Origin of the sequence: Methylibium sp. Pch-M (genome assembly GCF_004136295.1) — a bacterium.
GTDB lineage: Bacteria > Pseudomonadota > Gammaproteobacteria > Burkholderiales > Burkholderiaceae_C > Methylibium > Methylibium petroleiphilum.
Genome location: NZ_CP029606.1, coordinates 357,616 through 379,237, shown reverse-complemented (window position 1 = coordinate 379,237; position 21,622 = coordinate 357,616). Strand labels below are relative to the sequence as shown.

Here is a 21,622-nt window from a genome sequence, read left to right as displayed (position 1 = left end):
CTTCGATGCCGCTGCCGCCGATCCTGCAGAAGCTGCCGCTGCCGATCATCGGCGCGCCGCTGTTCATCATCAGCAACCCCAGGCTCGTGATCGAGCAGTGCAAGGCCGGCGTCGTCGGCTCGATGCCGGCGCTCAATGCACGCCCGGCCGCGCAGCTCGACGACTGGCTGGCCGAGATCACCGAGGCGCTGGCCGCGCACGACCGGGCGCACCCCGATCGACCGGCGGCGCCGTTCGCGATCAACCAGATCGTGCACCGGAGCAATGACCGCCTCGACCACGACATGGCGGTGTGCGCGAAGTACAAGGTGCCGATCGTCATCACCTCGCTCGGTGCGCGCACCGACATCAACGATGCGGTGCACGCCTGGGGCGGCGTGGTGCTGCACGACGTGATCAACAACGCCTTCGCGCACAAGGCCATCGAGAAGGGCGCCGACGGCCTGATCGCGGTGGCGGCCGGTGCCGGTGGTCATGCGGGCGTGAAGAGCCCGTTCGCGCTGGTGCAGGAGATCCGCCAGTGGTTCGACGGTCCGGTGGCGCTCAGTGGCGCCATCGCCCACGGCGGCGCGGTGCTCGCGGCGCGCGCGATGGGCGCCGACTTCGCCTACGTCGGCTCGGCCTTCATCGCCACCGAGGAGGCGCGCGCGGTCGACGGCTACAAGCAGGCCATCGTCGAAGGCAGCTCGGACGACATCGTCTACAGCAACCTCTTCACCGGCGTGCACGGCAACTACCTGAAGGGATCGATCCGCAGCGCCGGTCTCGACCCCGATGCGCTGCCCGAGAGCGACCCGAGTGCGATGAACTTCGGTGCGGCACTGAACGACAGCGGACCGAAGAAGGCCTGGAAGGACATCTGGGGCTGCGGGCAGGGCATCGGCGCGGTGAAGCAGGTGCTGCCGGCGCGTCTGCTGGTCGAGCGACTGGCACGCGAGTACCACGACGCACAGTCGCGCGTCGCAGCCTGAACCCTCGGTGCACTCAGCGCGCGGTCAGTCCCAGCAGCTCGACCTCGAACACCAACGTGGCATTCGGCGGGATCAGCCCGCCGCCCGCGCCTCTGGGGCCGTAGGCGATGTCTGAAGGGCAGGTCAGCCTGGCGCGGCCGCCGACCTTCATGCGCTGCACGCCCTCGGTCCAGCAGGGGATCACGCGGTTGAGCGGGAACTCGATCGGCTCGCCGCGCTTGTAGGAGCTGTCGAACTCGCGGCCGTCGATGAGCTTGCCGCTGTAATGCACCTTCACCACGTCGGTCGGTCGCGGGCTGCCGCCGCTGCCGTCCTTCAGCGAGAGGTACACCAGACCGCTGGGCGTGACCACCGCGCCGGCCTCCTTGGCGGCACCGGCCAGCGCATCCGGCTGGGCCTGAGTCGCCATGCTGCCGAGCGCCAGCAGGCCGCCGATCAGCAGCGCGGGGAGGTTCGAGGTCGGTTTCGTCACGGGAGGCTCCGGCAGGCAAGGGGATGAGGCGGCGGATCATGCCCGCGTCGCCGCGCCGGTGCAAACGCGTGCGCTTCCGTGACATCGATCTCGGAGGCCGGCTGTCGCCGGCCGCCACGCTGGTTCACCCCGCGACCGCGCCGAGGCGTGCAGCAGGGGAAGGGCCGCAGGTGCGCCGGGTGGCAACCGGCACGCGCGTCGGCGCGTTTCCTACAGACGCAGCAGTCTGTGGCCGACCCCCGGCTTGGGTGGTGAGCTACGGCGCCGGCACCGCCTTGCATCTAAGCTGTACTCATCGTCGCTGCCATTGCAGCCCCGATGGGAGTCCGCATCATGAGCACCGCCTCGTCACCTGCCGCCGCCGACGCCAGCTACGAGCTGCGCTTCGACTCCATGTTCGTCGCCGGACGTGGCCTGTCCTTTCCCTGCGACGCCCACGGCTGTGTCGACCTCGATCGGCTGAGCGAGCGCGCGCGTCACAACTATCTTTATGCGAGGGCCGTCGTCGGCCGCGAGTTCCTCACGCCGTCGGTCTGCTGCTGCGCCTTGCACTGAGCCGCCGATCGCGCCCGCCCCCGGCCGCCCGCGCATTGGCCTATCACAAAGTGCGGACTGCATGGTGATTGCCGGCGCCGCCGAACGAAGATCGGGAAGTTTTCCCGGATGTCGAATTTGCAGCTTGAGGGAAACTCTCCCGCTTGTCACGCATCCCACGCAGGCGTGGCCGGCCCCCAGCCGCGTTTCGAACGACAACCGAGGAGACCTTCCGCATGAAATTCCATTGCCCGCGTGGCGTCACGCTGCTGCCTGCCTTCGCGATCTCGCTGGTTGTCGGGCTCCAGGCAGCGCCGGCCCAGGCGGCCGGCGAAGCCGGCCTGGCTTACGTCAGCAACCAGAACGGCGAACTGTCGGTGATCGACCTCGCCACGATGGAAGTCACCAAGGAGTTCAGCAGTCCGGGCAAGGAGCCGCGCGGTCTCGGCGTCACCGCCGATGGCAAGTTGCTGGTCACCGCGAACCGTGCCGATGGCAACATCTCGGTGATCGACCGCGAGACCGGCAAGCTGCTGAGCACCGTCGTGATCGGCAAGAACCCCGAGTTCGTGCGGACCCGCGGCCACATGGCCTTCGTGTCCTTCGAACCGGCCTCCGACGGCAAACCGCCGCCGAAGCCGGGTTCGCCGGAGGCGATGGCTGCGGAGAAGGCCAAGGATGACGACGATGAGAGCCCTGCCTACGTCGCCGTGGTGGATCTGAAGGCCGGCAAGGTGCTGCGGCGCATCCGCGGCGGTCTCGAGACCGAGGGCATCGAGTTCTCGGCCGACGGCAAGCACATCCTCGTGACCAACGAGGAAGATGACAACATCACAGTCCACAACATCGCCACCGGGAAGAAGGTCAAGACCGTCGATGTCAAGCCGTATGGCGATCGGCCGCGCGGCATCAAGCGCGCGCCGGACGGCAAGTCCTATGTGGCCACCATCGAGCACGGCAACACGCTCGTGGTGATGGACGACAAGTACAAGGTCGTCAAGTCGGTGCCGACCGGCGACACGCCGTACGGGCTCGCCTTCGACCGCAGCGGCGAGCGCCTGTTCGTGGCCAATGCGAAGAGCAAGACGCTGCAGGTCTACAGCGCCAAGACCTACGAGACCCTCAAGACCATTCCGACCGGCGAGCGCTGCTGGCACTTCACCTTCACGCCGGACGACAAGCAGATCCTGATCGCCTGCGGTCGTTCGAACGAGGTGGTGGTGATCGATGTCGCCACGCTGGAGCCCACCAAGCGTATTGCCGACAAGAAGCTGCCTTGGGGCATAGTCACGTATCCCAAGTCGGTCGGCAGCCTCGACTGGCCGGAGTGAACGGCGTCCGCGGTTTCGGGTCGCCGCGCGCGACCTGACCCGCGGAGGTGAACCATGCTCGGAGTGGCCGATTACGGCGCGTTCGTCGTCACGGTGATTGTTTTCCTGGCGATCCCGGGCCCGGGAAATCTGGCGCTGATCACCTCCACCGGCAAGGGCGGGCTGCGCGGCGGCTTCGCTGCGACGCTGGGCGTCATCGCCGGCGACCAGGTGCTGATGTGGCTGGCGGTGGCCGGTGTCGCGACCCTGCTGCAGGCGGCTCCGGTGGTGTTCGGCGCCGTGCAGTGGCTGGGCGCCGCCTACCTGGCCTACATCGGCTGGCGGCTGATCACCAGCCGGCCGGGGGATGCACCGGTGCTGCAGATCCTGCCGCGGCACTACTTCCGCCAAGCCTGCATGATCACCCTGCTCAACCCCAAGGCCATCGTGTTCTACATGGCGTTCTTCCCGCTGTTCGTCGACCCGGCGCGTCACCAGGGCCTGCCGCCCTTCGGCCTGATGGCGGCGACGATTGCCGCGCTGACCTTTCTCTACGGTGCCATCGTGGTCCTGCTGACGCACCGGCTGGCCGACCGGCTGCGCGCCAGCCCGCGCATCACCAAGGCGCTGGAACGGCTGGCGGGCGCGCTGCTGATCGGTTTCGGCGTGAAGCTGGTGCTGAGCCGGTAGCGGCCGGGCCGGCGGCCCAGGCCGGGCGCAGCCCTGCCGAAGAAGCCTATTGCGTCTGCGGTGCAACGGCGGTATCAATGCAGTATTCCGACGGCTCGCCAACCACCGAGGAGACTGCATGGCCACCAAGACCGGGATCGACCAGGACGCGCTGATCACGATGTTCTCTCAGGCCAGCGCTAAGCAGGGTGAGGCGCTGCGGCAGGCCGTCAGCGAAACCACGCTGCGCGCTCTGCAGGGCCGCGAACTGACGCTGAAGAACATCCGCGGCGTGCTGAAGACCGTGACCGAAGCCGCCTCCACCGGTGCGGCCCTGCATGGCGGCAAACCGGCCGAGATGGAAGCGCTGCTGGGGTCGGCGATCGATGGCATGGATGCGGCGCTGCTGCAGGCTGTCGAGGCCAACCGCCGCGCGCTGCAGCAGTTCCTCGACCAGGGCGCCGATCTCCAGAAGGGCGGCATCAAGGGGGCGCTGAACGACCTGGAAAAGCTGGAGGACACCTTCTTCAGCAGCGTCAGCAAGGCGGCCCAGGCGGCCGGGGCGCCGGTCCAGGGGCCGTGGACGCAGGTCCTCGAGTCCATGAAGCTGAAAGGCACCGACAGCGGCGCGCAGGCGGCGCTGACGGTCGAGCAGTTGCTCTCTCAGACGCAGACCGCGATGCGCGACGGTCGTGCCATGAGCCTGCGCGCGGGCAAGGCGCTGATGGACAGCTATGCCGCCCTGGTGAGCGGCGTGCTGATCGGCATGTCCGAAGGCCTGCAGCGCGGCGGCAAGGATGCTGGCGAGGGCCGCGCGGCGCCGTCCTCGCGCAAGCGCTGAACCGGTCCGGGAGCGACGCCATGACCGACCATGTCTACAAGACCATCGAGCTGACCGGCTCGTCGAAGAAGGGCATCGAGCCCGCGGTGCAGAACGCCATCGCGAAGGCGCACGAGACCGTGCGCAACATCCAGTGGTTCGAGGTCACCGAGACGCGCGGTCACGTCGTCAAGGGCAAGGTGGCGCACTGGCAGGTGTCGCTGAAGGTGGGCTTCACGCTCGATTAGCTCGCAGGTCCGGTGGGGTGGGCAGTATGGAAATGGCGTTGATCGATGGGGTCCTGGCGGGCATCGCGCTCGCCGTGTGCGTCGTGCTGCTGCTGCGTCTGGTGGCCGGTGCGCGTCGCCGCGACCGATTCGACGCCGCCGCGCGGCGCACTTGGCGGGCCGGTCGTCAGCGCGCTGTGGCGCTGTGGCGCTGGCCGGGCCAACGCCGGGCGGCGGCCCGCGCGGCCGACGAGATCATCCGCCGCGCCGCCCGCCGCGATGCCGACCAGGATGGCAATGTGATCCGCCCCAAGGCCTTCCACGAAGGCCGCGGCCCGCGCAAGCCGCACTGACGGCGCTGCGCGCGGAGGGCGCGGTCGCCGGCCGGGACGGCCGGTGGCAACATGGCGTCCGCTGCGACCGGCGCTCCCCGCCGTTGCCCCCTGGCTACCGACGGAGACTTCTCGACGATGCGACAGTACTTCCTGCCCCTGCTGCTGGCTGCCGGCCTGCTGGCTTCGTGCGCCACCGTGGTGAATCCGGTCACCGGGCGCGAAGAGCGCACGGTGATGAGCGAGGAGGCCGAGATCGCCGAGGGCAAGAAGGCCCATCAGCAGGTGCTGGCAGAGTACGGCGTCTATGGCGACGCCAAGGTCCAGGCCTACGTCGACGACCTGGGCCAGCGTCTCGCGAAGCAGTCGCACCGCGCCCACCTGCAGTGGACCTTCACGGTGCTCGACAGCCCCGAGATCAACGCCTTCGCGCTGCCGGGCGGCTATGTCTACGTCACGCGCGGGATCATGGCCTACATGGAGAGCGAGGCCGATCTGGCGGGCGTGATCGGCCACGAGATCGGCCATGTGACGGCGCGCCACGGCGCGCAGCGGGCCACCCGCCAGCAGACCGCCGGCATCGGCGTGCTGGCGGCGAGCGTGCTGGGCGCGGTGCTGGGCGTCGGCGACGTGGCGAGCCAGGTCTCGCAGAGCGTCGCCGCCGGCTACGTGGCCTCGTACAGCCGCGACCAGGAACTGCAGGCCGACCAACTGGGCGCCGAGTACCTGTCACGCAACCGCTACGACCCGCAGAACATGGTCGACGTGATCCGCGTGCTCAAGCGCCAGGAGCAGTTCGCGGCCGACCAGGCCCGGGCCGAGGGCCGCACGCCGCGCCAGGGCGGCGACTGGCTGGCCTCTCACCCCAGCAACGAGCAGCGGCTCGAGCAGATCACGCGGATCGCCGCCGGCTACAAGGGCCAGGGCGCGGGCTATGTCGACGACGGCCGGGCGCGCTACCTGCAGGCGGTCAACGGCCTGCCCTTCGGCGACAGCCGGGACCAGGGCGTGACGCGCGGGCAGAATTTCTACCACGAGCCGCTGGGCATCGCGCTCACCGCGCCGCAGGGCTGGAAGATCCAGAACGCTCAGGACGCCGTGACGGTGGTCAATGCCACCGGCGACGCCGGGCTCATCATGCAGACCGTGCCCGACAAGGCCGGCAAGAGCCACGAGGAGATCATCCGCAACCTCATCAAGCCGACCCAGGGGCGCACCGAGCCGCTGTCGCTGAACGGCCTGAGCGCCACGCATTTCGTCGGTGCGCGCCTGAACCAGCAGGGCCAGACGCAGAATGTCGAGGCCACGCTGGTGACCGGTCCGGGCGCCAAGAACTACGCGCTGCTGTATGCGGCCAGGAACGCCGGCGCGCTGCAGAACGCCCGTCCGCAGTTGCGCGAGGCCGAAGGCTCGTTCCGCGCCCTCACCGCGGCGGACCGCAGCGCAGCCCGGCCGTGGGTGCTGAAGTCCGTGGCCTATCCGCGGGGCGGTTTCGCCGAGCTGGCCCGGCGCTCGCCGCTCAGCGGCAACGCGGAGCAGCAGCTGCGCCTGATCAACGGCCTCTACGGCGCGACCGACGAGCCCAAGGCCGGGCAGCTGGTGAAGGTGGTGGAGTAAGCCGGGCGCTTCAGCCCGCCGCGTCGACCGCCCCCGCGGCGCGCCGCTCGGCATGCTCGCGCACACCGGCGGGCAGGCGCTTGAGCATGAAACGGATGGCCAGCGGCACCAGCACCAGGTCGTCGACCACGCCGAAGAAGGGCACGACGTCGGGGATCAGGTCCAGCGGCGAGAACAGGTAGAGCACCACCATCGCCGTACCCGCCTTCAACCACAGCGGCGCGGCCGGGTGGCGCAGCGCGTACCAGAGCTGGCGCGCGTCACCGCGCACCGCGAGCCACAGCACCGACAGACGTTTCCACATGGCAGGACCTCCGCGCCATCCGCGCCACTCGGCGAGCGGCGACACTGGCAGTTGCGGCCCGCGGCGCCGAAACTCAAGGGGGCTGCCGCCAGAATGTCGGCCGATTTCCCCGCGGGGAACCCTGGGGCCTCTCGCGCATCAGACACTGATGACCATGACGAACGACTGGATCGAAGCCCTGAATCGCAGCCTGCGTGGGGCCATCTCCCTGGTGCTGAAGATGGCGCTGACCCTCGCGGGTCTGGTGTTCATGCTCGGCGTGGTGGTGCTCGGGCTGACCCTCGGCGCGGTGCTGGTGGTGTGGGCGCTGCTGCAAGGCAAGCGGCCCCGGGCCGTGCGCTTCGGCCGCCACCCCGGCGCCGACTGGAACCGCTTTCGCGCGGCCGCCGCGGCGCGGCGCTCGCCAGGGGCTCGCCCCGACGTGCCGTCGCGTGGCGACGTCGTCGACGTGGAAGTGCGTGAGATCGCCGACCCGCGGCCGCGCGGCGACTGACGGACGGCCCGCTCTCGCCCCCGACGGCCACGGCGCCGCGAACCGTCCAGCCCGGAGGCACAGCACGATGGATCGCAGAGCCTTGCTGGCCCGGGCTGCTGCGGGAGCCTTTGTGGCGACGGGGCTGTCGCCCGTCATGGCGACTGCGGCGCAAGCCGGTCTTCCTGCGCTCACCCGACCTATCGCCCGCAGCGGCGAGCGGGTACCGGTGGTGGGCATGGGCACCTGGCTCAGCTTCGACGTGTCGCCGGGCGACGCCGAGGCGCTGGCGCGGCGCGCGTTGGTGCTGGAGCGCTTCTTCGCCGGTGGCGGGCGCCTGATCGACTCCTCGCCGATGTATGGCCATGCCGAGGCGGTGCTGGGCACCTTGCTGCCGACGCTGCCGCAGTCGAGGGCGCTGTTCAGTGCCACCAAGGTGTGGACGCCGATCGGCAGCTACGGCCCCACGCAGATGCAGCGCTCGCTCGACCTGTGGAAGCTCGAGCGCTGCGACCTGATGCAGGTGCACAACCTGCTGAACTGGTCGGCCCACCTGCCCACGCTGCGCCGCTGGCGGGCCGAGGGCCGGGTGCGCCACCTCGGTCTGACCACCTCGCACGGCAACAAGCACGACATGCTGCGCGAGCTGCTCGACAGCGAGCGCGACCTCGACGTGCTGCAGATCACCTACAACCCGGCCGATCGCCGCGCCGAGCCGCTGATGCGCCAGGCCGCCGCGCGCGGCATGGCCGTGGTGCTGAACCGGCCGTTCGACGGTGGCAGCGTGCCGCGCCGGCTGCGCAACGAGCCGCTGCCGACGTTCGCCGCCGAACTGGGCTGCAGCGCCTGGGCGCCGCTGGTGCTGAAGTGGGAGCTGGCGCACCCGACGGTGAGCTGCGTGATCCCGGCCACCACCGATCCGGAGCACATGCTGCAGAACCTCGAGGCCCTGCGCGGGCCGCTGCCCGATGCGCGCCAGCACGCCTCGCTGACGACCGTGTTCGACCGCGTGTTCGGCTAGGCCTGTCGACGCTAGCCGGGCGTCGAGGCGTCGCTGCCCTGGTCACCGCCAGCCAGTGCCTGGCGGGCCAGCTCCTCCTCACTGAGTTCGGGCGCCGCCTCCAGCGCGGCCAGTTCCTCCAGCATCTCGGGCGTGGCCTCGGCATTGCCGAGCAGCACGTCCTCGAGCGTGGGGTGGGCCGCCGCGATCTCCTCGTGGTCCTCGGGCGAGGGGTGCACGACGGCCGGGTCGAGCGCCGGCAGGCGGGCCGCGGCGAGTTCGAGCTGCTGGTCGATCAGCTTGGAGAAGTTGCCGTCGTCGGGCAGGGTGGTGGTGCTCATAGCGGGCCTCCTTGCGGGCGGGTCGACGCATCGATCATGCACCTGCGGACGGCGTCGTTCTGTCAGGGTTGCCCTCGATGTCGTCGGCCCATGACTTCATGCCGGAGCCGCGCCGGGCGGGACGAGGTGAGGCTGCAGGACCTCGGCCACCCAGGCCATGAAGGCCTGCACTCGTTGCGGCAGGTGGCGGCGGTGCGCGTACAGCAGCGAGACCGGCAGCGGCGCGGCACGCCAGGCCGGCAGCACCTCGAGGAGCCGGCCGTCCGCGCACAGCCGTCGCACCGCGGCCTCCGGCACCTGGATCATGCCCAACCCGGCCAGACAGGCGGCCAGGTAGGCCTCCGAGTTGTTCACGCTCAGCGGCCCGGGCATCGGCAGAAAGCGGGCCTGCGGGCCCACGGCCTCGTCCACGTACTCGAAACCCGCCGAGCGCGCGCCCAGCGTCGGCACGTAGTGCACCAACCGGTGCATCGGCAGGTCGTCCAGCGTGGCCGGCACGCCGTGCATCGCGACATAGTCCGGGCTCACGCAGTTGACCATCCTGTAGTGGCCCAGCGGGCGCGCGACCAGACTCGAGTCGACTAGGCTGCCAGCGCGCAGCACGCAGTCGAAGCCTTCGCGCACCACGTCGACACGGCGGTCGGTGCTGCTCAGTTCGACCTCCAGTGCCGGATGCGCCGCCATGAACTCGGGCAGCCGCGGCACGACGATGTTGCGCGCTGCGCCCAGCGGCATGTCGATCCGCAGCCGTCCACGCAGCGCCGACGGCGCCGGTCGGAACATCGTCTGCAGTTCCTCCACGTCGGCGAGCATGTCCTTGCAGCGCTCGTAGAACGCCAACCCGTCCTGGGTCATCTGCACACGCCGCGTCGTGCGGTGCAGCAGGCGCGTGCCGAGCACCGCCTCGAGCCGCTGCACCGCCGCGGAGACGCTGGCCTTGGGCAGCCCCAGGCTCTGTGCGGCCTGGGTGAAGCTGGCCAGTTCGGCCACGCGGGCGTAGGTGCCCATTTCTTGGAGCAGGCTCATGAGGGGGTTCTCGACTGTTCGTATTTAAATGACAGTCTAGCCAATTAATGCATATTTATCTCTTTTATTTGACTCAATAAAGTGAAGGCATCGGATCAGGCGCCATTCGGCCCCGACCGCAACGTCTCTCTTTTCACCACAGGAGTCCTCGTGCACAGCACCCCCATCCCCACCGGCAAGATCGCCCTCGTGACCGGCGGCAGCCGCGGCCTCGGCCGCAATGCCGCGCTCCAGCTCGCCGCCCGCGGCGTCGACGTGATCCTCACCTACCGCAGCCGCCGCGACGAGGCCGACGCCGTGGTGGCCGAGATCGAGCGCCGGGGCGCCCGCGCGGTGGCGCTGCCGCTCGACGTGGCCGACAGCGCTTCCTTCGCCGGCTTCGCCGCCGCGGTGCGCGAGCAGCTCACCGGCCGCTGGCAAAGGGGGCACTTCGACCACCTGGTCAACAACGCCGGCATCGGCATCCACGCATCTTTCGCCGAGACCACCGAGGCGCAGTTCGACGAGCTGATGAACATCCAGCTCAAGGGCCCGTTCTTCCTGACGCAGGCGCTGCTGCCCTTGCTGGCCGATGGCGGGCGCATCGTCAACATCTCCACCGGCCTGACGCGTTTCGCACTGCCCGGCTACGCGGCCTATGCGGCGATGAAGGGCGCGATCGAGGTGCTGACGCGCTACCAGGCCAAGGAGCTGGGGGCACGCGGCATCGCCGTCAACGTGGTGGCGCCCGGCGCGATCGAAACCGACTTCGGCGGTGGCGCGGTGCGCGACCGCAAGGAGCTCAATGCCTACATCGCCTCGCAGACCGCGCTGGGCCGCGCGGGGCGGCCCGACGACATCGGCCGGGTGATCGCGGCGCTGCTGTCGGACGACAACGGCTGGATCAACGCGCAGCGCATCGAGGCCTCGGGCGGCATGTTCCTGTGAGGCGCGTGCCCGGACGCCCGGGCCGGCGGCGCATCGGGCCTGCGGAAGTGCCCGCAGGCGGTCCGCTTGGGTAAGCTCGGCGCGCCGGCATGCTTCCGGCCCCGCATGCGCCTGCCCCGGGCGCGACGAGCTCACGATGAACAGCGACAGTCCACGTCCCTCGGTGCCTGCCAGTGCCGCGCTCTACATCGCGGTGGTGCAGTGCCTGTTCGTCACCACCTGGACGGTCTACGCCGTCTACCTGCCGCAGCTGCTGGAGTCCGCCGGCCTGCCCAGGGCCTGGGCGCCGTGGATCCTGCTGCTCGACCAGCTGGTGTTCCTGGCGGCCGACATCGCCACCGGCGTCTTCGCCGACCGCGTGCAGCGCACGCTCGGGCGCATCGGCCCGTGGATCGTCGGCGCGACGGCGCTGTCCTGCCTCGCCTTCCTGCTGCTGCCACTGGCGGCTCGTTCGGGCAGTGCCGCGTCAGGCGGGATGCTCGCGCTGACGCTGGTCTGGACGCTCAGCTCGTCGGCGCTGCGCGCGCCGCCGTGGGTGCTGCTCGGCCGCTACGCCGCACGCCCGGCGCTGCCGTGGCTGAACGCGCTGACGCTGCTCGGCCTGGCGGCCGGCAGTGCGGTCGCGCCCTACCTGGGCGTGCTGCTGAAGGGGGTCTATCCGCGGCTGCCGTTCGCCCTGTCCAGTCTCACGCTGCTCGCCACGACCGTCGGCCTGGTGCAGGTCGAACGCGCGCTGGCGCGGCGGCGATCGGCGCCGCTGCCGGCAGAGATCACGCAAATCCCGCGCGTCGGTGGCGCCGGCCATGCGGCGTGGATGCTCGGCGTGCTGCTGCTGGCGGCGGCATACCAGGCCCAGGTGTTCGTCAATGCCGCGCCGCACTACCTGCGTTTCGCTGCGCCGTCGGCGCTGGAATGGCTGCTGCCGCTGTTCTGGGTGGGCTTCGGCGTGGCGATGCTGCCCGGCGCTGCGCTGTGCCGTGTGTTCGGAGCCCTGCCGACCATGGCCGCGTCTGCGCTGTGCGGTGCCGCGGCTGCGCTGGCCAGCGCGGCGGCGGTGTCGCTGCCCTGGTTGGTCGCGGCCCAGCTCGCGGCCGGTGCGGCCTGGGGCGGGATGCTGCTCGCCATGTTCGCGTCGGCCGCCGAGCGGGGCCGCAGCGGGCGCGAGGGGCTGGCGCTCGGCACGATGTTCGCGATGCTGGCGCTGGCCACGCTGCTGCGCATCGGCGCGGTGCTGGCCGGCGTGCAGGCCGATGCCACGCGGGCCGCGGCGCTGGCCTGGATGCCCGCCGCGCTGTGGGGCGCCGGGGGCGTGCTCGTTGCACTGCTCGCGCGCCGCAGCGCGCGGCCGGACTGAGTGGCCTATTTGCCCCAGGAGTCCTTCAGGCCGGTGATGCGGTTGAAGACCGGTTGGGCCGTCCGGTGGGCCTTCGCGTCGGCGACGAAGTAGCCGTGCCGCTCGAACTGCAGGCGTGACTCGGGCATCACCCGGCCGACCGAGGGCTCGACGCAGCCGGTCACGACCCGCTTGCTCTGCGGATTCAGCACCGTCAGGAAGTCGCGCCCGCCGGCGTCGGGTTGCGCCTCGGTGAACAGGCGGTCGTAGAGCCGCAGCTCGGCCGGCACCGCCTCGTGCACCCCCACCCAGGTGATCGTGCCCTTGACCTTCACCGCGTCAGCGCCGGGCGTGCCGCTCTTGGTGTCCGGGACCACCGTGGCCAGCACCGCGATGATGCGGCCGTCGGCGTCCTTCTCGCAACCGGAGCACTCCACCACCACGCCGTACTTCAGCCGCACCTTGTTGCCGGGGAAGAGGCGGAAGAAGCCCTTCGGTGGCTGCTCGGCGAAGTCGTCGCGCTCGATCCAGACCTCGGGGCCGAGCGTGAACTCGCGCGTGCCCAGTTCGGGCAGGTGAGGGTGGGCCGGCGCCTGGCAGGGCTCCAGGTGGTCGGCGCTGCCGAACACCTCGGCCCAGTTCGTGAGCTTGAGCTTCAACGGATCGAGGACAGCCATCGCGCGCGGCGCCTTGCCTTCCAGGTCGTCGCGCAGTGCGGCATCGAGCGTGGCGTAGTCGATCCAGCTGTAGTCCTTGCTGACGCCGATGCGCTCGCAGAACAGCTGAATGCTCTCGGGCGTGTAGCCGCGCCGGCGCAGGCCGACGAGGGTGGGCATGCGAGGGTCGTCCCAGCCGTCGACGTGGCCCTCGTCCACCAGCTGCTTGAGCTTGCGCTTGCTGGTGACCACGTAGGTCAGGTTGAGCCGCGCGAACTCGTGCTGGTGCGGGCGCGGCTGCGCCAGCAGGCCCAGCGTGCACAGCGTGTCGAGCAGCCAGTCATAGAACGGACGCTGGTCCTCGAACTCCAGCGTGCAGATGCTGTGGGTGATGCCCTCCAGCGCGTCCTCGATCGGATGCGCGTAGGTGTACATCGGGTAGATGCACCAGGTGTCGCCGGTGTTGTGGTGCGTCGCGCGCTTGATGCGGTAGATGGCCGGGTCGCGCAGGTTGATGTTGGGCGAGGCCATGTCGATCCGGGCACGCAGCACCGCGGCGCCGTCGGCGAGCTCGCCGTCGCGCATGGCCCGAAAGCGCGCCAGGTTCTCGGCCGGGGTGCGGTTGCGGAACGGGCTGTCGGTGCCGGGCGTGTTGAAGTCGCCGCGCGTGGCCCGCATCTGCTCCGCGCTCTGCTCGTCCACGTAGGCGAAGCCCGCGGTGACCAGGGCCTCGGCGGCGCGGTACATGAAGTCGAAATAGTCGCTGGCGTAGTACAGGTGGTTCACCGGCGTCTCGAGGTGGGCGGGATCGTGTCCCTGCCAGTCGAAGCCGAGCCACTTGACGGCGTCGACGATGGCGTCGACGTACTCCTGCTCTTCCTTCTCGGGATTGGTGTCGTCGAAACGCAGGTGGCATACACCGCCGTAGTCGCGGGCCAGTCCGAAATTCAGGCAGATGCTTTTCGCGTGGCCCACGTGCAGATAGCCATTGGGCTCGGGCGGGAATCGGGTACGGATCTTCGCGGCGTCGAGCGGCGCGCCGGCGTGGTGGGCCGCATCGCCGGGCGATCCGGCGTGGCGGCGACCGGCGTAGGTGCCGGCTTCCAGGTCGCGCTCGATGATGCCGCGCAGGAAATTGCCGGGGCGGTGCGTCTCGGCGGAGGCGTCGCCCGGGCCGGGCTTCTTGGGAGCGTGGTTCATGGCGGGCGGGAAAGGGAAGCGGTCATTCTAAGGAGCGCCCTCGTGCCGGCGCCGGAGCGCCGCATTCACAAAACTTCACCCGCTTTCTTGCATCTGGATACGGATCGCTGTGAACCTGACCAGGGGCTGACCCGTTCATAGCAGCAAGGACATGAAAACCTTCCCCTTGGAAGCGTCCTGACAAGGAGACCGTATGAAGCAAGCGATCCGCAAGAGCCTGGCCGTCGCCGCACTCGGCCTCGCCGGGCTGGCCGCCACCGGTGCGGCGCATGCCGGCGGCGTGAACTGGCACATCGGCATCAACCTGCCGGGCATCTTCTATCCGGCGCCGCCGGTGGTCTATGCGCCGCCGCCGGTCGTCTACGCGCCGCCTCCGGTGGTCTACGCCCCGCCGCCGCCGGTCTACTACCGCCCGGCGCCCATCGTCTACCAGCCCGCACCGGTCTATGTGCAGCCGGCACCGCGCGGCTACTGGCGTGAGGGCCGCTGGCATGACCACGGTCGTCGAGACGGCTACCGCGACGGCTACCGCGATCGCAACGGCGACGGACGGCCCGATCGCTACCGCTACTGAGCGACCGACCGGCCCGGCCGGTCGGTCGGTCGAGCGGCCTCCCTTAGAATTCAGGCCCATCGAGATCGTGCCATCAGGGAGTCGCGTGCCGTCCGTCCAAGTCACCCCGTCCGCTGCCGGCGCAACGCTGGAACAGTCCGCATCGGAACATGAACTGGCGGTGCTGCTGGTCGAAGCGCTGAACCTGGAAGTCGCACCGGCCGACATCGATCCGAACGCGCCGCTGTACGGCGAAGGCCTCGGCCTCGATTCGATCGACATCCTCGAAGTCGCGCTCGAGGTCTCGCGGCGTTACGGCTTCCAGTTGCGATCCGACGACGAGAACAACCAACTGATCTTCCAGTCCCTGCGCAGTCTTGCGACGCATGTCGCCAAGCACCGCAGCACCTGAGAGCCAGAGCGTCCCCATGCCGAACGGGCGCCTCAGTCTCGGGCTGCTGGCGGCAGCGGCCTACGCAGTCCTGTCCCACTGGCTGATGGTGCACGCGGCCAATCGGCCGTGGGCGATCGCGGCGCTGTTCGGTCCGCTGCTGCTGGCGGCGCTGGGCTTCGCGCTGCGGCAGCGCAACGGGCCGCTGCTCGCCGGGCTGGCGTTCGCGCTGCTCGGGCTCTACGGCATCGTCGAGCGTGGCGGTGTCGGCGACGTGAACCGGTTGTACGTGCTGCAGCACGCCGGCATCCATTTCGCGTTGTTCGTCAGCTTCGCGGCCTCGCTGCGGCCGGGGCGGCTGTCGCTGATCGGCGGCGTGGCGCAGCGCGTGCATGGCGGATCGCCGCTGTCGCCCGAGATGGTGCGCTACACCGGCAAGGTCACGCGCCTGTGGGCCGGCTACTTCCTCGCGATGACCCTGGCCTCGCTGTGTGTCTATGCGCTGGCGCCGTGGAGCGTCTGGTCGCTGCTGGCCAACCTGGTCACGCCGGTGCTGATCGCCGCATTGTTCGTCGGTGAACACCTGCTGCGCTACCGCCTGCACCCCGAGTTCGAACGCGCCACGCTGGCCGCGGCCGTGCGCGCTTACAGTCACAAGCCGGTGAACGGCGACGCCGCGGGGCGATGAGCGAGGTGGTCGCCTTGAGCACTGCCGGGCCCGCGTTGCTGCCGCTGATCGAACGCGCCGACCTCGACGCGCCACTGGCCTAGCGCGCGGGTGTCGCCGTCAGCGCGCGCCGGTTCCTGGCCGACGTGGCGGCGCAGTCCGCATGCTTGCCGGCCGCCGGCCCGCTGGTCAACCTGTGCGGCGACCGCTATCGCTTCGCGGTCGGCCTGGGCGCAGCGCTGCTGCGCGGACGCACCAGCCTGCTGCCGCCGAACGCGCTGCCCGACACGCTGGCGCGCCTGCGCCGGTCCTGGCCAGCGCTCGAAGCCTTGACCGACGATGAAGCGCTGGAAGTCGACGGCGTGCCGCTGCTGCAGGCGTTGACCGACGCGGCGATGCCGGGGTCGGCGACGGTGCCGTGTATCGCGGCCGACCTGGACGCCGCCTGCCTGCTGACCTCGGGGTCCACCGGCGAGCCGCAGCCGCATGCCAAATCCTGGGGCGCACTGGCCGCCAACATCCGTGCCGCGTCGCAGCGCCTCGCCGAGGTGCTGGAGCGTCCGTCGCTGGCCGGCCTGAACCTCGTGGCCACGGTGCCGGCGCAGCACAGCTACGGCTTCGAGTCGAGCGTGCTGCTGGCACTGCTGGGCGGCGCGGCCTTCGACAGCGGGCGGCCTTTCTACCCGGCCGACATCGTGCAGGCGCTGGCGCGCCTGCCGCGCCCGCGCGCGCTGGTCACGACGCCGTTTCACTTGAAGACCCTGCTGCTGTCCGGCGTGGCGCTGCCGCCGACCGACCTGCTGCTGTGCGCGACCGCACCGCTGTCGCCGCAACTCGCGCTGCAGGCCGAGCGCGCCTTCGGCGGCCCGCTGGTCGAGATCTACGGTTGCACCGAGGCCGGGCAGGTGGCGACGCGCCGCACGGTGCATGGCGAGTCGTGGCAGACCTTCGGCGCGCTGCGCGTGCACAGCGAAGGCGAGGGCGAGTCCGAGCGCTTCATCGTCGACGGTGGCCACGTGCTGCAGCCGACGCCGCTCGCCGACGTGCTGCAGCTCGACGGCGCGCAGCGCTTCCGGCTGCTCGGGCGCGCCAACGACCTGATCCACGTGGCTGGCAAGCGCAGTTCGCTGGCGCACCTGAACTACCACCTCAACAGCATCGAGGGCGTGGTCGACGGCGCCTTCTGGCTGCCCGAGGACGTGGCCGACGGCGTGGTCCGGCCGGTGGCCTTCGTCGTGGCGCCGGGGCTGAGCGGCGCGCGGATCATCGCGGCCCTGCGTGCACGGCTCGAGGCGGTGTTCGTGCCGCGCCGCGTGCTGCACGTCGATGCGCTGCCGCGCGAGGCGACCGGCAAGCTCACCAGCGGTGTGCTGGCGCAGTTCGCGCGGGCACGGCTCGACCGGCAGGCCGCGCCGTGAACGATCCGGCCGTGCGCCTCACGCGCCGCGTGGCGCCCGACCATCCGGCGTTCGCCGGGCATTTCCCGGGGCAGCCGCTGTGGCCCGGCGTGCTGCTGCTGGCCGAGGTGATGGAGGCGTTGCAGGTCGCGCCGGCACTGGCGGCGCGCCTGGGCGAGCGGCCGACGCTGGCGCAGGCGAAGTTCCTCGCGCCGGTTGGCCCGGGCGACACGCTGGTCGTGTTGCTGTACGACGAACCGCGCGGCCTGCGCTTCGAGCTGCGGCGCGGCGAGGTGCTGGCGGCCAGCGGCCTGCTGCTGCCGGAGACCGCGGCATGAGCGCGGGCTCGCACACCAGCCGCCACGGCGATGCCGTTCCGGCCGACTGGACCCGCGAACCCGAACGCAGCAACGCGACTGCGCTGCGCGTGATGAGCTGGATCGCGCTGCACTGCGGGCGACGCGTCGCGCGCTGGGTGCTGCACCCCATCACGCTGTACTTCCTGCTGTTCGCGGCTGGCCCGCGGCGCCACTCGCGCCGCTACCTGGGCCGTGCACTGGGGCGTCCGGCCCGACTGGCCGATGCCTATCGGCAGGTGCACGCCTTCGCGTCGACGATCCTCGATCGCGTCTACTTCCTCAGCGGGCGCATGGACCTGTTCGACGTGCAGGTGCACGGCGAATCGCTGATCGACGCCACGCTGGCCGACGGCCGAGGGGCTTTCCTGGTGGGCGCGCACCTGGGCAGCTTCGAGGCGCTGCACGTGGTGGGTCGTACGCGGCCGGCGCTGCGCATCGCGATGGTCATGTACCCCGACAATGCCCGCCTCATCAACAGCGCGCTGGCGGCGGTGGCGCCCGACTTCCGGGCCGACATCATCGCACTCGGCCGCATGGACTCGATGCTGGCGATCCGCGACTGGCTCGACGCCGGGGGGTTGGCCGGCATGCTGGCCGATCGCTCGCTGCCCGAGGGCAGCTCGACCCGCTCGAGCAGCGTCAGCCTGTCGTTTCTCGGGCAGCCTGCGGAGTTCAACGACGGTCCGTTCCGGCTCGCCGCGCTGCTGCGACGGCGCGTCGTCTTCATGACCGGGCTCTATCTGGGCGGCAACCGCTACGAGGTCCGCTTCGCGCCGCTGGCCGATTTCAGCGAGCGCGCCGGCGACCCGGCCGAGCGCGAGCGGCAGATCCGCGCGGCGCTGCAGGCCTATGCCGATCGGCTCGAGGCACTGTGCCGTGAGCACCCCTACAACTGGTTCAATTTCCATGACTTCTGGCGCGACGATGCACCCCGTCGTTGAACGACGCTGCTGCCTGCATCGCCTCGTGCAGGTGGGGGCCTGGCTGGCGCTGGGCGCTCCCGGCGTGGCGTCGGCCGCGGAGCCGGTCTTCGAGTTGCCGGAGCTGATGGCGCTGCTGGCCCGCCAACGCAGTGGCGAGGCCCGCTTCACCGAGCTGCGCCATGTGCAGGGCCTGGACCAGCCGCTGGAAGCCAGCGGCACGCTCAGCTTCGCGGCACCCGACCGCTTCTCGCGGCAGACACTGAAGCCGCGCCCCGAATCGATGGTGGTGGAGGGCAACACGCTCACCGTCCAGCGCAGTGGCCGCAGCCGCAGCTTCGCGCTCGACGCGACGCCCGAACTGGTGGCACTGGTCGAGGCGGTGCGTGGCACGCTGACCGGCAACGCGCAGACGCTGACGCGCTATTTCCGCACCACGCTCGCTGGCAGTGCGGAGAAGTGGACGCTCGACCTCGTGCCGGCCGACAGCCGGCTGGCGGGCCAGGTGCGCAGCGTGCGCATCGCCGGCCAGCAGGGCGCGCTGTACAGCATCGAGATGCTGCTGGTGGGCGGGGACCGCTCGGTGATGAGCATCGAACCGCTGCCCGCCGGCGCGTCGGCCTCGGCGCCGGTGCGGCCCTGATGCGTCCCGCCACGCCATGGCCGCATCGGCGCGCCTGGATCGTGCTGACGCTGTGGCTCGCCGGCATGCTGGCGGGGGGCGCGCTGATTGCCCGCACCGGCTTCAGCACCGACCTGTCGGCCTTCCTTCCGGCGCGCCCCGATGCGAGGCAGCGCGTGCTGATCGAGCAATTGCAGAACGGCGTGGCGGCCCGCACGCTGCTGGTCGGCATCGACGGCGGCGATGCCGCGCAGCGGGCCCAGGCCTCGCGCACGCTGGCCGCGGCCCTGCGTGACAGCGGCCGCTTCGACCAGGTACAGAACGGCGATCGCAGCCCGGGCTCCGGCGAATGGGCCGCCGCCGGCACCTGGCTGGTCGAACACCGCTACCAGCTCAGTCCGGCCGTGACGCCGGAGCGGTTCAGCGTCGCGGGGCTGCGCGACGCGATCGACGAGACGCTGTCGCTTCTGGGCACGCCGGCCGGCAACGCGGTCAAGCCGCTGCTCGAGCGCGACCCGACCGGCGAGATGCAGCGCATCGCCGAATCGCTGATCCCGGCCAGCGCGCCGCGCAGCGAGGAGGGCGTGTGGGTCGCCCGCACCGCGCCGCGCGCCTTGCTGCTGCTCACCACGCACGCCGCCGGTGCCGATCTCGACGGCCAGGCCGACACGGTGGCGCAGGTGGAGCGGGCCTTCGCGCCGCTGGCCGCGCAGGGGCTGACGCTGCAGCTCAGCGGCGCGCCGGTGTTCGCGGTGCACAGCCGTGCGCAGATCGAGCACGAGGCCATCCAACTGGCCCTCGTCGGCAGCCTGGTGATGGGCGGCCTGCTGCTGCTGGCGTTCGCCTCGCTGCCGGCGCTGGCGGTGGCCTTGCTGCCGGTGGCGACCGGCATCGTCGCCGGCATCGCGGCGGTGAGCGTGGGCTTCGGCACGGTGCACGGCTTCACGCTGGCCTTCGGCAGCACGCTGATCGGCGAGGCGGTCGACTACGCGATCTACTACCTGATCCAGGCGCGCGGGGCCGCGGCACCCGGCGGCGGCTGGCAGCGCTGGTTGAAGGACAACTGGCCCACGGTGCGGCTGGGCCTGCTCACGTCGGTGTGCGGCTTCGCGGCACTGGCGTTCTCGGGCTTTCCGGGCCTGGCGCAGTTGGGGGTGTTCTCGATGGCCGGGCTCACCGGTGCCGCACTGGCGACCCGCTTCGTGCTGCCGGTGCTGGTGCCCGACGGCGCGGCCGGGCGGGGGCTGCGCCAGTCGATGGGTCGCTGGGCCGGCGCCGTGCTGCGGCGGTTGCCGCGGCTGCGCGCGGCCTTCTTCCTGCTCGGCGCCGTGGCGCTGCTGTTGCTGGCGACGCGCAGCGAGCCGCTGTGGCGTGGCAGCCTCTCCTCGCTCAGCCCGGTGCCGCCGGCAGCGCTGGCGCTGGCAGAGCAACTGCGGGCCGATCTCGGTGCCGACACGGCGCGCACGCTGGTGGTCGCCACCGGCGCTGATCCGCAGGCCGCCTTGCGGGCCGCCGAGGCGGCCGGCCAGCGGCTCGATGCGCTGGTGGCGCAGGGCCTGCTGGCCGGCTACGAATCGCCGGCCCGGCTGCTGCCGAGCGTGGCGACCCAGCGCGCACGCCAGGCCGCCTTGCCCGAGGCGGCCGAGTTGCGCGAACGGCTGCTGCAGGCCACCGCCGGCGGGCCGCTGAAACCGGCGCGGCTGGAGCCCTTCATCGCCGAGGTACAGCAGGCCCGCAGCATGGCGCCCGTCGAGCGCGCGGCGCTGGACGGCAACCCTCTGGCGTCGGCGGTCGACGCGCTGATGCTGCCGCGCCGCGACGGCGGCTGGTCGGCCCTGATCGCGCTGCAGCCGGGCCCGACCGAACTGGGCGCCGAGCGCCTGCGTGCCACCTTGCAGGGGCTGGGCGGCCTCGAGGTGATCGACATCGGGCTCGAGCTGAACAGCCTCTACGGCAGCTACCTGCACGAGGCCTTCCTGCAGGCGCTGCTGGGTGCGCTCGCGGTGCTGCTGCTGCTGGCCTTCTCGCTGCGCTCGCTGCCGCGGCTGTTCGCGGTGTGCCTGCCGCTCGCGCTGGCGGTGCTGCTCACGCTGGCCGGCCTGGCGCTGCTCGACGTGGCGCTGGGCATCCTGCACCTGGTCGGCCTGCTGCTGGTCGTGGCGGTGGGCTCGAACTACGCGTTGTTCTTCGACCAGATCCAGAACACCCCGGCGCACGATGCCGCGGGCGTGCCGGCGCTGGTCAGCGATGACACGCTGGCCTCGCTGCTGCTGGCCAACCTGACCACGGTGGCGTCGTTCGGACTGATCGCGCTGTCGGACATTCCGGCGCTGTCGGCGATCGGCCGGGTGGTGGCCCCGGGGGCCCTGCTGGCCCTGTTGCTGGCGGCCGCCTGCTCACGGCCGCTGCGCCTGGAGCGTGCTGCCTGAGCGCGGGTCCGGCGCGGCATTCCGGTCAGCCTGCTGTGGGAAAATTGCAGCTTGCAGTAACCCGCCAGCGCCC

Annotated in this window: 25 protein-coding genes; 20 read left to right on the top strand and 5 right to left on the bottom strand. The window is 71.0% G+C overall.

From position 1 onward, the window contains the following. Positions 1-5 precede the first annotated feature (5 nt). Positions 6-971 carry a nitronate monooxygenase family protein gene (locus C1M51_RS01780; RefSeq protein ID WP_129447961.1) on the top strand — a complete coding sequence of 322 codons (966 nt, stop codon included), beginning with the start codon at positions 6-8 and terminating at the stop codon, positions 969-971. A 13-nt stretch (positions 972-984) separates the two neighbouring features. Here C1M51_RS01780 and C1M51_RS01775 read toward each other — a convergent pair whose 3' ends face one another. Continuing rightward, positions 985-1,380: an FKBP-type peptidyl-prolyl cis-trans isomerase gene (locus C1M51_RS01775; RefSeq protein WP_129452062.1), complete on the bottom strand. Its 396-nt coding sequence runs from the start codon at positions 1,378-1,380 to the stop codon at positions 985-987. Between the two features lie 396 nt (positions 1,381-1,776). Here C1M51_RS01775 and C1M51_RS01770 point away from each other — a divergent pair, with 396 nt between their 5' ends. The 7 genes from C1M51_RS01770 (at position 1,777) to C1M51_RS01740 (ending at position 6,952) form a co-directional block, all read left to right on the top strand. Continuing rightward, positions 1,777-1,998 carry a hypothetical protein gene (locus tag C1M51_RS01770; RefSeq protein ID WP_129447960.1) on the top strand — a complete coding sequence of 74 codons (222 nt, stop codon included), beginning with the start codon at positions 1,777-1,779 and terminating at the stop codon, positions 1,996-1,998. 215 nt (positions 1,999-2,213) lie between these two features. Beyond that, complete coding sequence (locus C1M51_RS01765; RefSeq protein WP_129447959.1) at positions 2,214-3,308, top strand: amine dehydrogenase large subunit; 1,095 nt, start codon at positions 2,214-2,216, stop codon at positions 3,306-3,308. Between the two features lie 54 nt (positions 3,309-3,362). Continuing rightward, a complete protein-coding gene (locus C1M51_RS01760) occupies positions 3,363-3,977 on the top strand; it encodes a LysE family transporter (RefSeq protein WP_129447958.1) in 615 nt (204 codons plus the stop codon). Positions 3,978-4,095: 118 nt separating this feature from the next. Further along, a complete protein-coding gene (locus C1M51_RS01755; protein WP_129447957.1) occupies positions 4,096-4,797 on the top strand; it encodes a DUF6781 family protein in 702 nt (233 codons plus the stop codon). Between the two features lie 20 nt (positions 4,798-4,817). Continuing rightward, on the top strand, positions 4,818-5,024 hold the full coding sequence (locus C1M51_RS01750) for a dodecin (RefSeq protein ID WP_011828904.1): 207 nt from the start codon (positions 4,818-4,820) through the stop codon (positions 5,022-5,024). 32 nt (positions 5,025-5,056) lie between these two features. Further along, positions 5,057-5,356, top strand: a complete 300-nt coding sequence (locus C1M51_RS01745; protein WP_129447956.1) for a hypothetical protein — start codon at positions 5,057-5,059, stop codon at positions 5,354-5,356. Between the two features lie 117 nt (positions 5,357-5,473). Continuing rightward, entirely contained in the window at positions 5,474-6,952 is a 1,479-nt protein-coding gene (locus C1M51_RS01740) for a M48 family metalloprotease (RefSeq protein ID WP_129447955.1), read from the top strand. Between the two features lie 10 nt (positions 6,953-6,962). Here C1M51_RS01740 and C1M51_RS01735 read toward each other — a convergent pair whose 3' ends face one another. Then, entirely contained in the window at positions 6,963-7,256 is a 294-nt protein-coding gene (locus tag C1M51_RS01735; protein ID WP_129447954.1) for a YkvA family protein, read from the bottom strand. Positions 7,257-7,410: 154 nt separating this feature from the next. Here C1M51_RS01735 and C1M51_RS01730 point away from each other — a divergent pair, with 154 nt between their 5' ends. Continuing rightward, a complete protein-coding gene (locus C1M51_RS01730) occupies positions 7,411-7,749 on the top strand; it encodes a hypothetical protein (RefSeq protein WP_129447953.1) in 339 nt (112 codons plus the stop codon). Between the two features lie 217 nt (positions 7,750-7,966). Next, positions 7,967-8,749 carry an aldo/keto reductase gene (locus C1M51_RS01725; RefSeq protein WP_242499940.1) on the top strand — a complete coding sequence of 261 codons (783 nt, stop codon included), beginning with the start codon at positions 7,967-7,969 and terminating at the stop codon, positions 8,747-8,749. Between the two features lie 11 nt (positions 8,750-8,760). On the opposite strand, the gene C1M51_RS01720 is transcribed toward C1M51_RS01725, so the two are convergent. Further along, positions 8,761-9,069 carry a hypothetical protein gene (locus tag C1M51_RS01720; protein WP_129447951.1) on the bottom strand — a complete coding sequence of 103 codons (309 nt, stop codon included), beginning with the start codon at positions 9,067-9,069 and terminating at the stop codon, positions 8,761-8,763. A 96-nt stretch (positions 9,070-9,165) separates the two neighbouring features. After that, the gene (locus C1M51_RS01715) at positions 9,166-10,095 is read right to left on the bottom strand and encodes a LysR family transcriptional regulator (protein WP_129447950.1); all 930 of its coding nucleotides are present in this window, start codon (positions 10,093-10,095) and stop codon (positions 9,166-9,168) included. Between the two features lie 150 nt (positions 10,096-10,245). Here C1M51_RS01715 and C1M51_RS01710 point away from each other — a divergent pair, with 150 nt between their 5' ends. Together C1M51_RS01710 and C1M51_RS01705 are read left to right on the top strand one after the other, a co-directional pair. Then, positions 10,246-11,022, top strand: coding sequence for an SDR family NAD(P)-dependent oxidoreductase (locus C1M51_RS01710; protein WP_242499939.1), 777 nt, complete (start codon positions 10,246-10,248; stop codon positions 11,020-11,022). A gap of 136 nt (positions 11,023-11,158) precedes the next feature. After that, positions 11,159-12,376: an MFS transporter gene (locus tag C1M51_RS01705; RefSeq protein ID WP_129447949.1), complete on the top strand. Its 1,218-nt coding sequence runs from the start codon at positions 11,159-11,161 to the stop codon at positions 12,374-12,376. Positions 12,377-12,381: 5 nt separating this feature from the next. On the opposite strand, the gene C1M51_RS01700 is transcribed toward C1M51_RS01705, so the two are convergent. Continuing rightward, positions 12,382-14,211 (bottom strand): glutamine--tRNA ligase/YqeY domain fusion protein, encoded by a 1,830-nt coding sequence (locus C1M51_RS01700; protein ID WP_129447948.1) that lies wholly within the window; start codon positions 14,209-14,211, stop codon positions 12,382-12,384. Positions 14,212-14,404: 193 nt separating this feature from the next. Here C1M51_RS01700 and C1M51_RS01695 point away from each other — a divergent pair, with 193 nt between their 5' ends. The 8 genes from C1M51_RS01695 (at position 14,405) to C1M51_RS01665 (ending at position 21,549) form a co-directional block, all read left to right on the top strand. Continuing rightward, entirely contained in the window at positions 14,405-14,785 is a 381-nt protein-coding gene (locus C1M51_RS01695) for a hypothetical protein (RefSeq protein WP_129447947.1), read from the top strand. 85 nt (positions 14,786-14,870) lie between these two features. Continuing rightward, complete coding sequence (locus tag C1M51_RS01690) at positions 14,871-15,176, top strand: phosphopantetheine-binding protein (RefSeq protein ID WP_011828915.1); 306 nt, start codon at positions 14,871-14,873, stop codon at positions 15,174-15,176. A gap of 16 nt (positions 15,177-15,192) precedes the next feature. Continuing rightward, positions 15,193-15,843 carry a hypothetical protein gene (locus C1M51_RS01685; RefSeq protein WP_242499938.1) on the top strand — a complete coding sequence of 217 codons (651 nt, stop codon included), beginning with the start codon at positions 15,193-15,195 and terminating at the stop codon, positions 15,841-15,843. A gap of 146 nt (positions 15,844-15,989) precedes the next feature. Then, positions 15,990-17,240, top strand: a complete 1,251-nt coding sequence (locus tag C1M51_RS01680) for an AMP-binding protein (protein ID WP_242499937.1) — start codon at positions 15,990-15,992, stop codon at positions 17,238-17,240. Continuing rightward, entirely contained in the window at positions 17,237-17,557 is a 321-nt protein-coding gene (locus tag C1M51_RS19200) for a 3-hydroxyacyl-ACP dehydratase (protein WP_242499936.1), read from the top strand. The genes C1M51_RS01680 and C1M51_RS19200 overlap by 4 nt, the downstream gene beginning before the upstream one ends. After that, on the top strand, positions 17,554-18,519 hold the full coding sequence (locus C1M51_RS01675) for an acyl-CoA synthetase (protein ID WP_129447946.1): 966 nt from the start codon (positions 17,554-17,556) through the stop codon (positions 18,517-18,519). Before C1M51_RS19200 ends, C1M51_RS01675 begins: the two co-directional genes overlap by 4 nt. Beyond that, complete coding sequence (locus tag C1M51_RS01670) at positions 18,503-19,141, top strand: outer membrane lipoprotein carrier protein LolA (protein WP_242499935.1); 639 nt, start codon at positions 18,503-18,505, stop codon at positions 19,139-19,141. Before C1M51_RS01675 ends, C1M51_RS01670 begins: the two co-directional genes overlap by 17 nt. Beyond that, a complete protein-coding gene (locus C1M51_RS01665; RefSeq protein ID WP_129447944.1) occupies positions 19,141-21,549 on the top strand; it encodes an MMPL family transporter in 2,409 nt (802 codons plus the stop codon). The genes C1M51_RS01670 and C1M51_RS01665 overlap by 1 nt, the downstream gene beginning before the upstream one ends. Positions 21,550-21,622 lie beyond the last annotated feature (73 nt).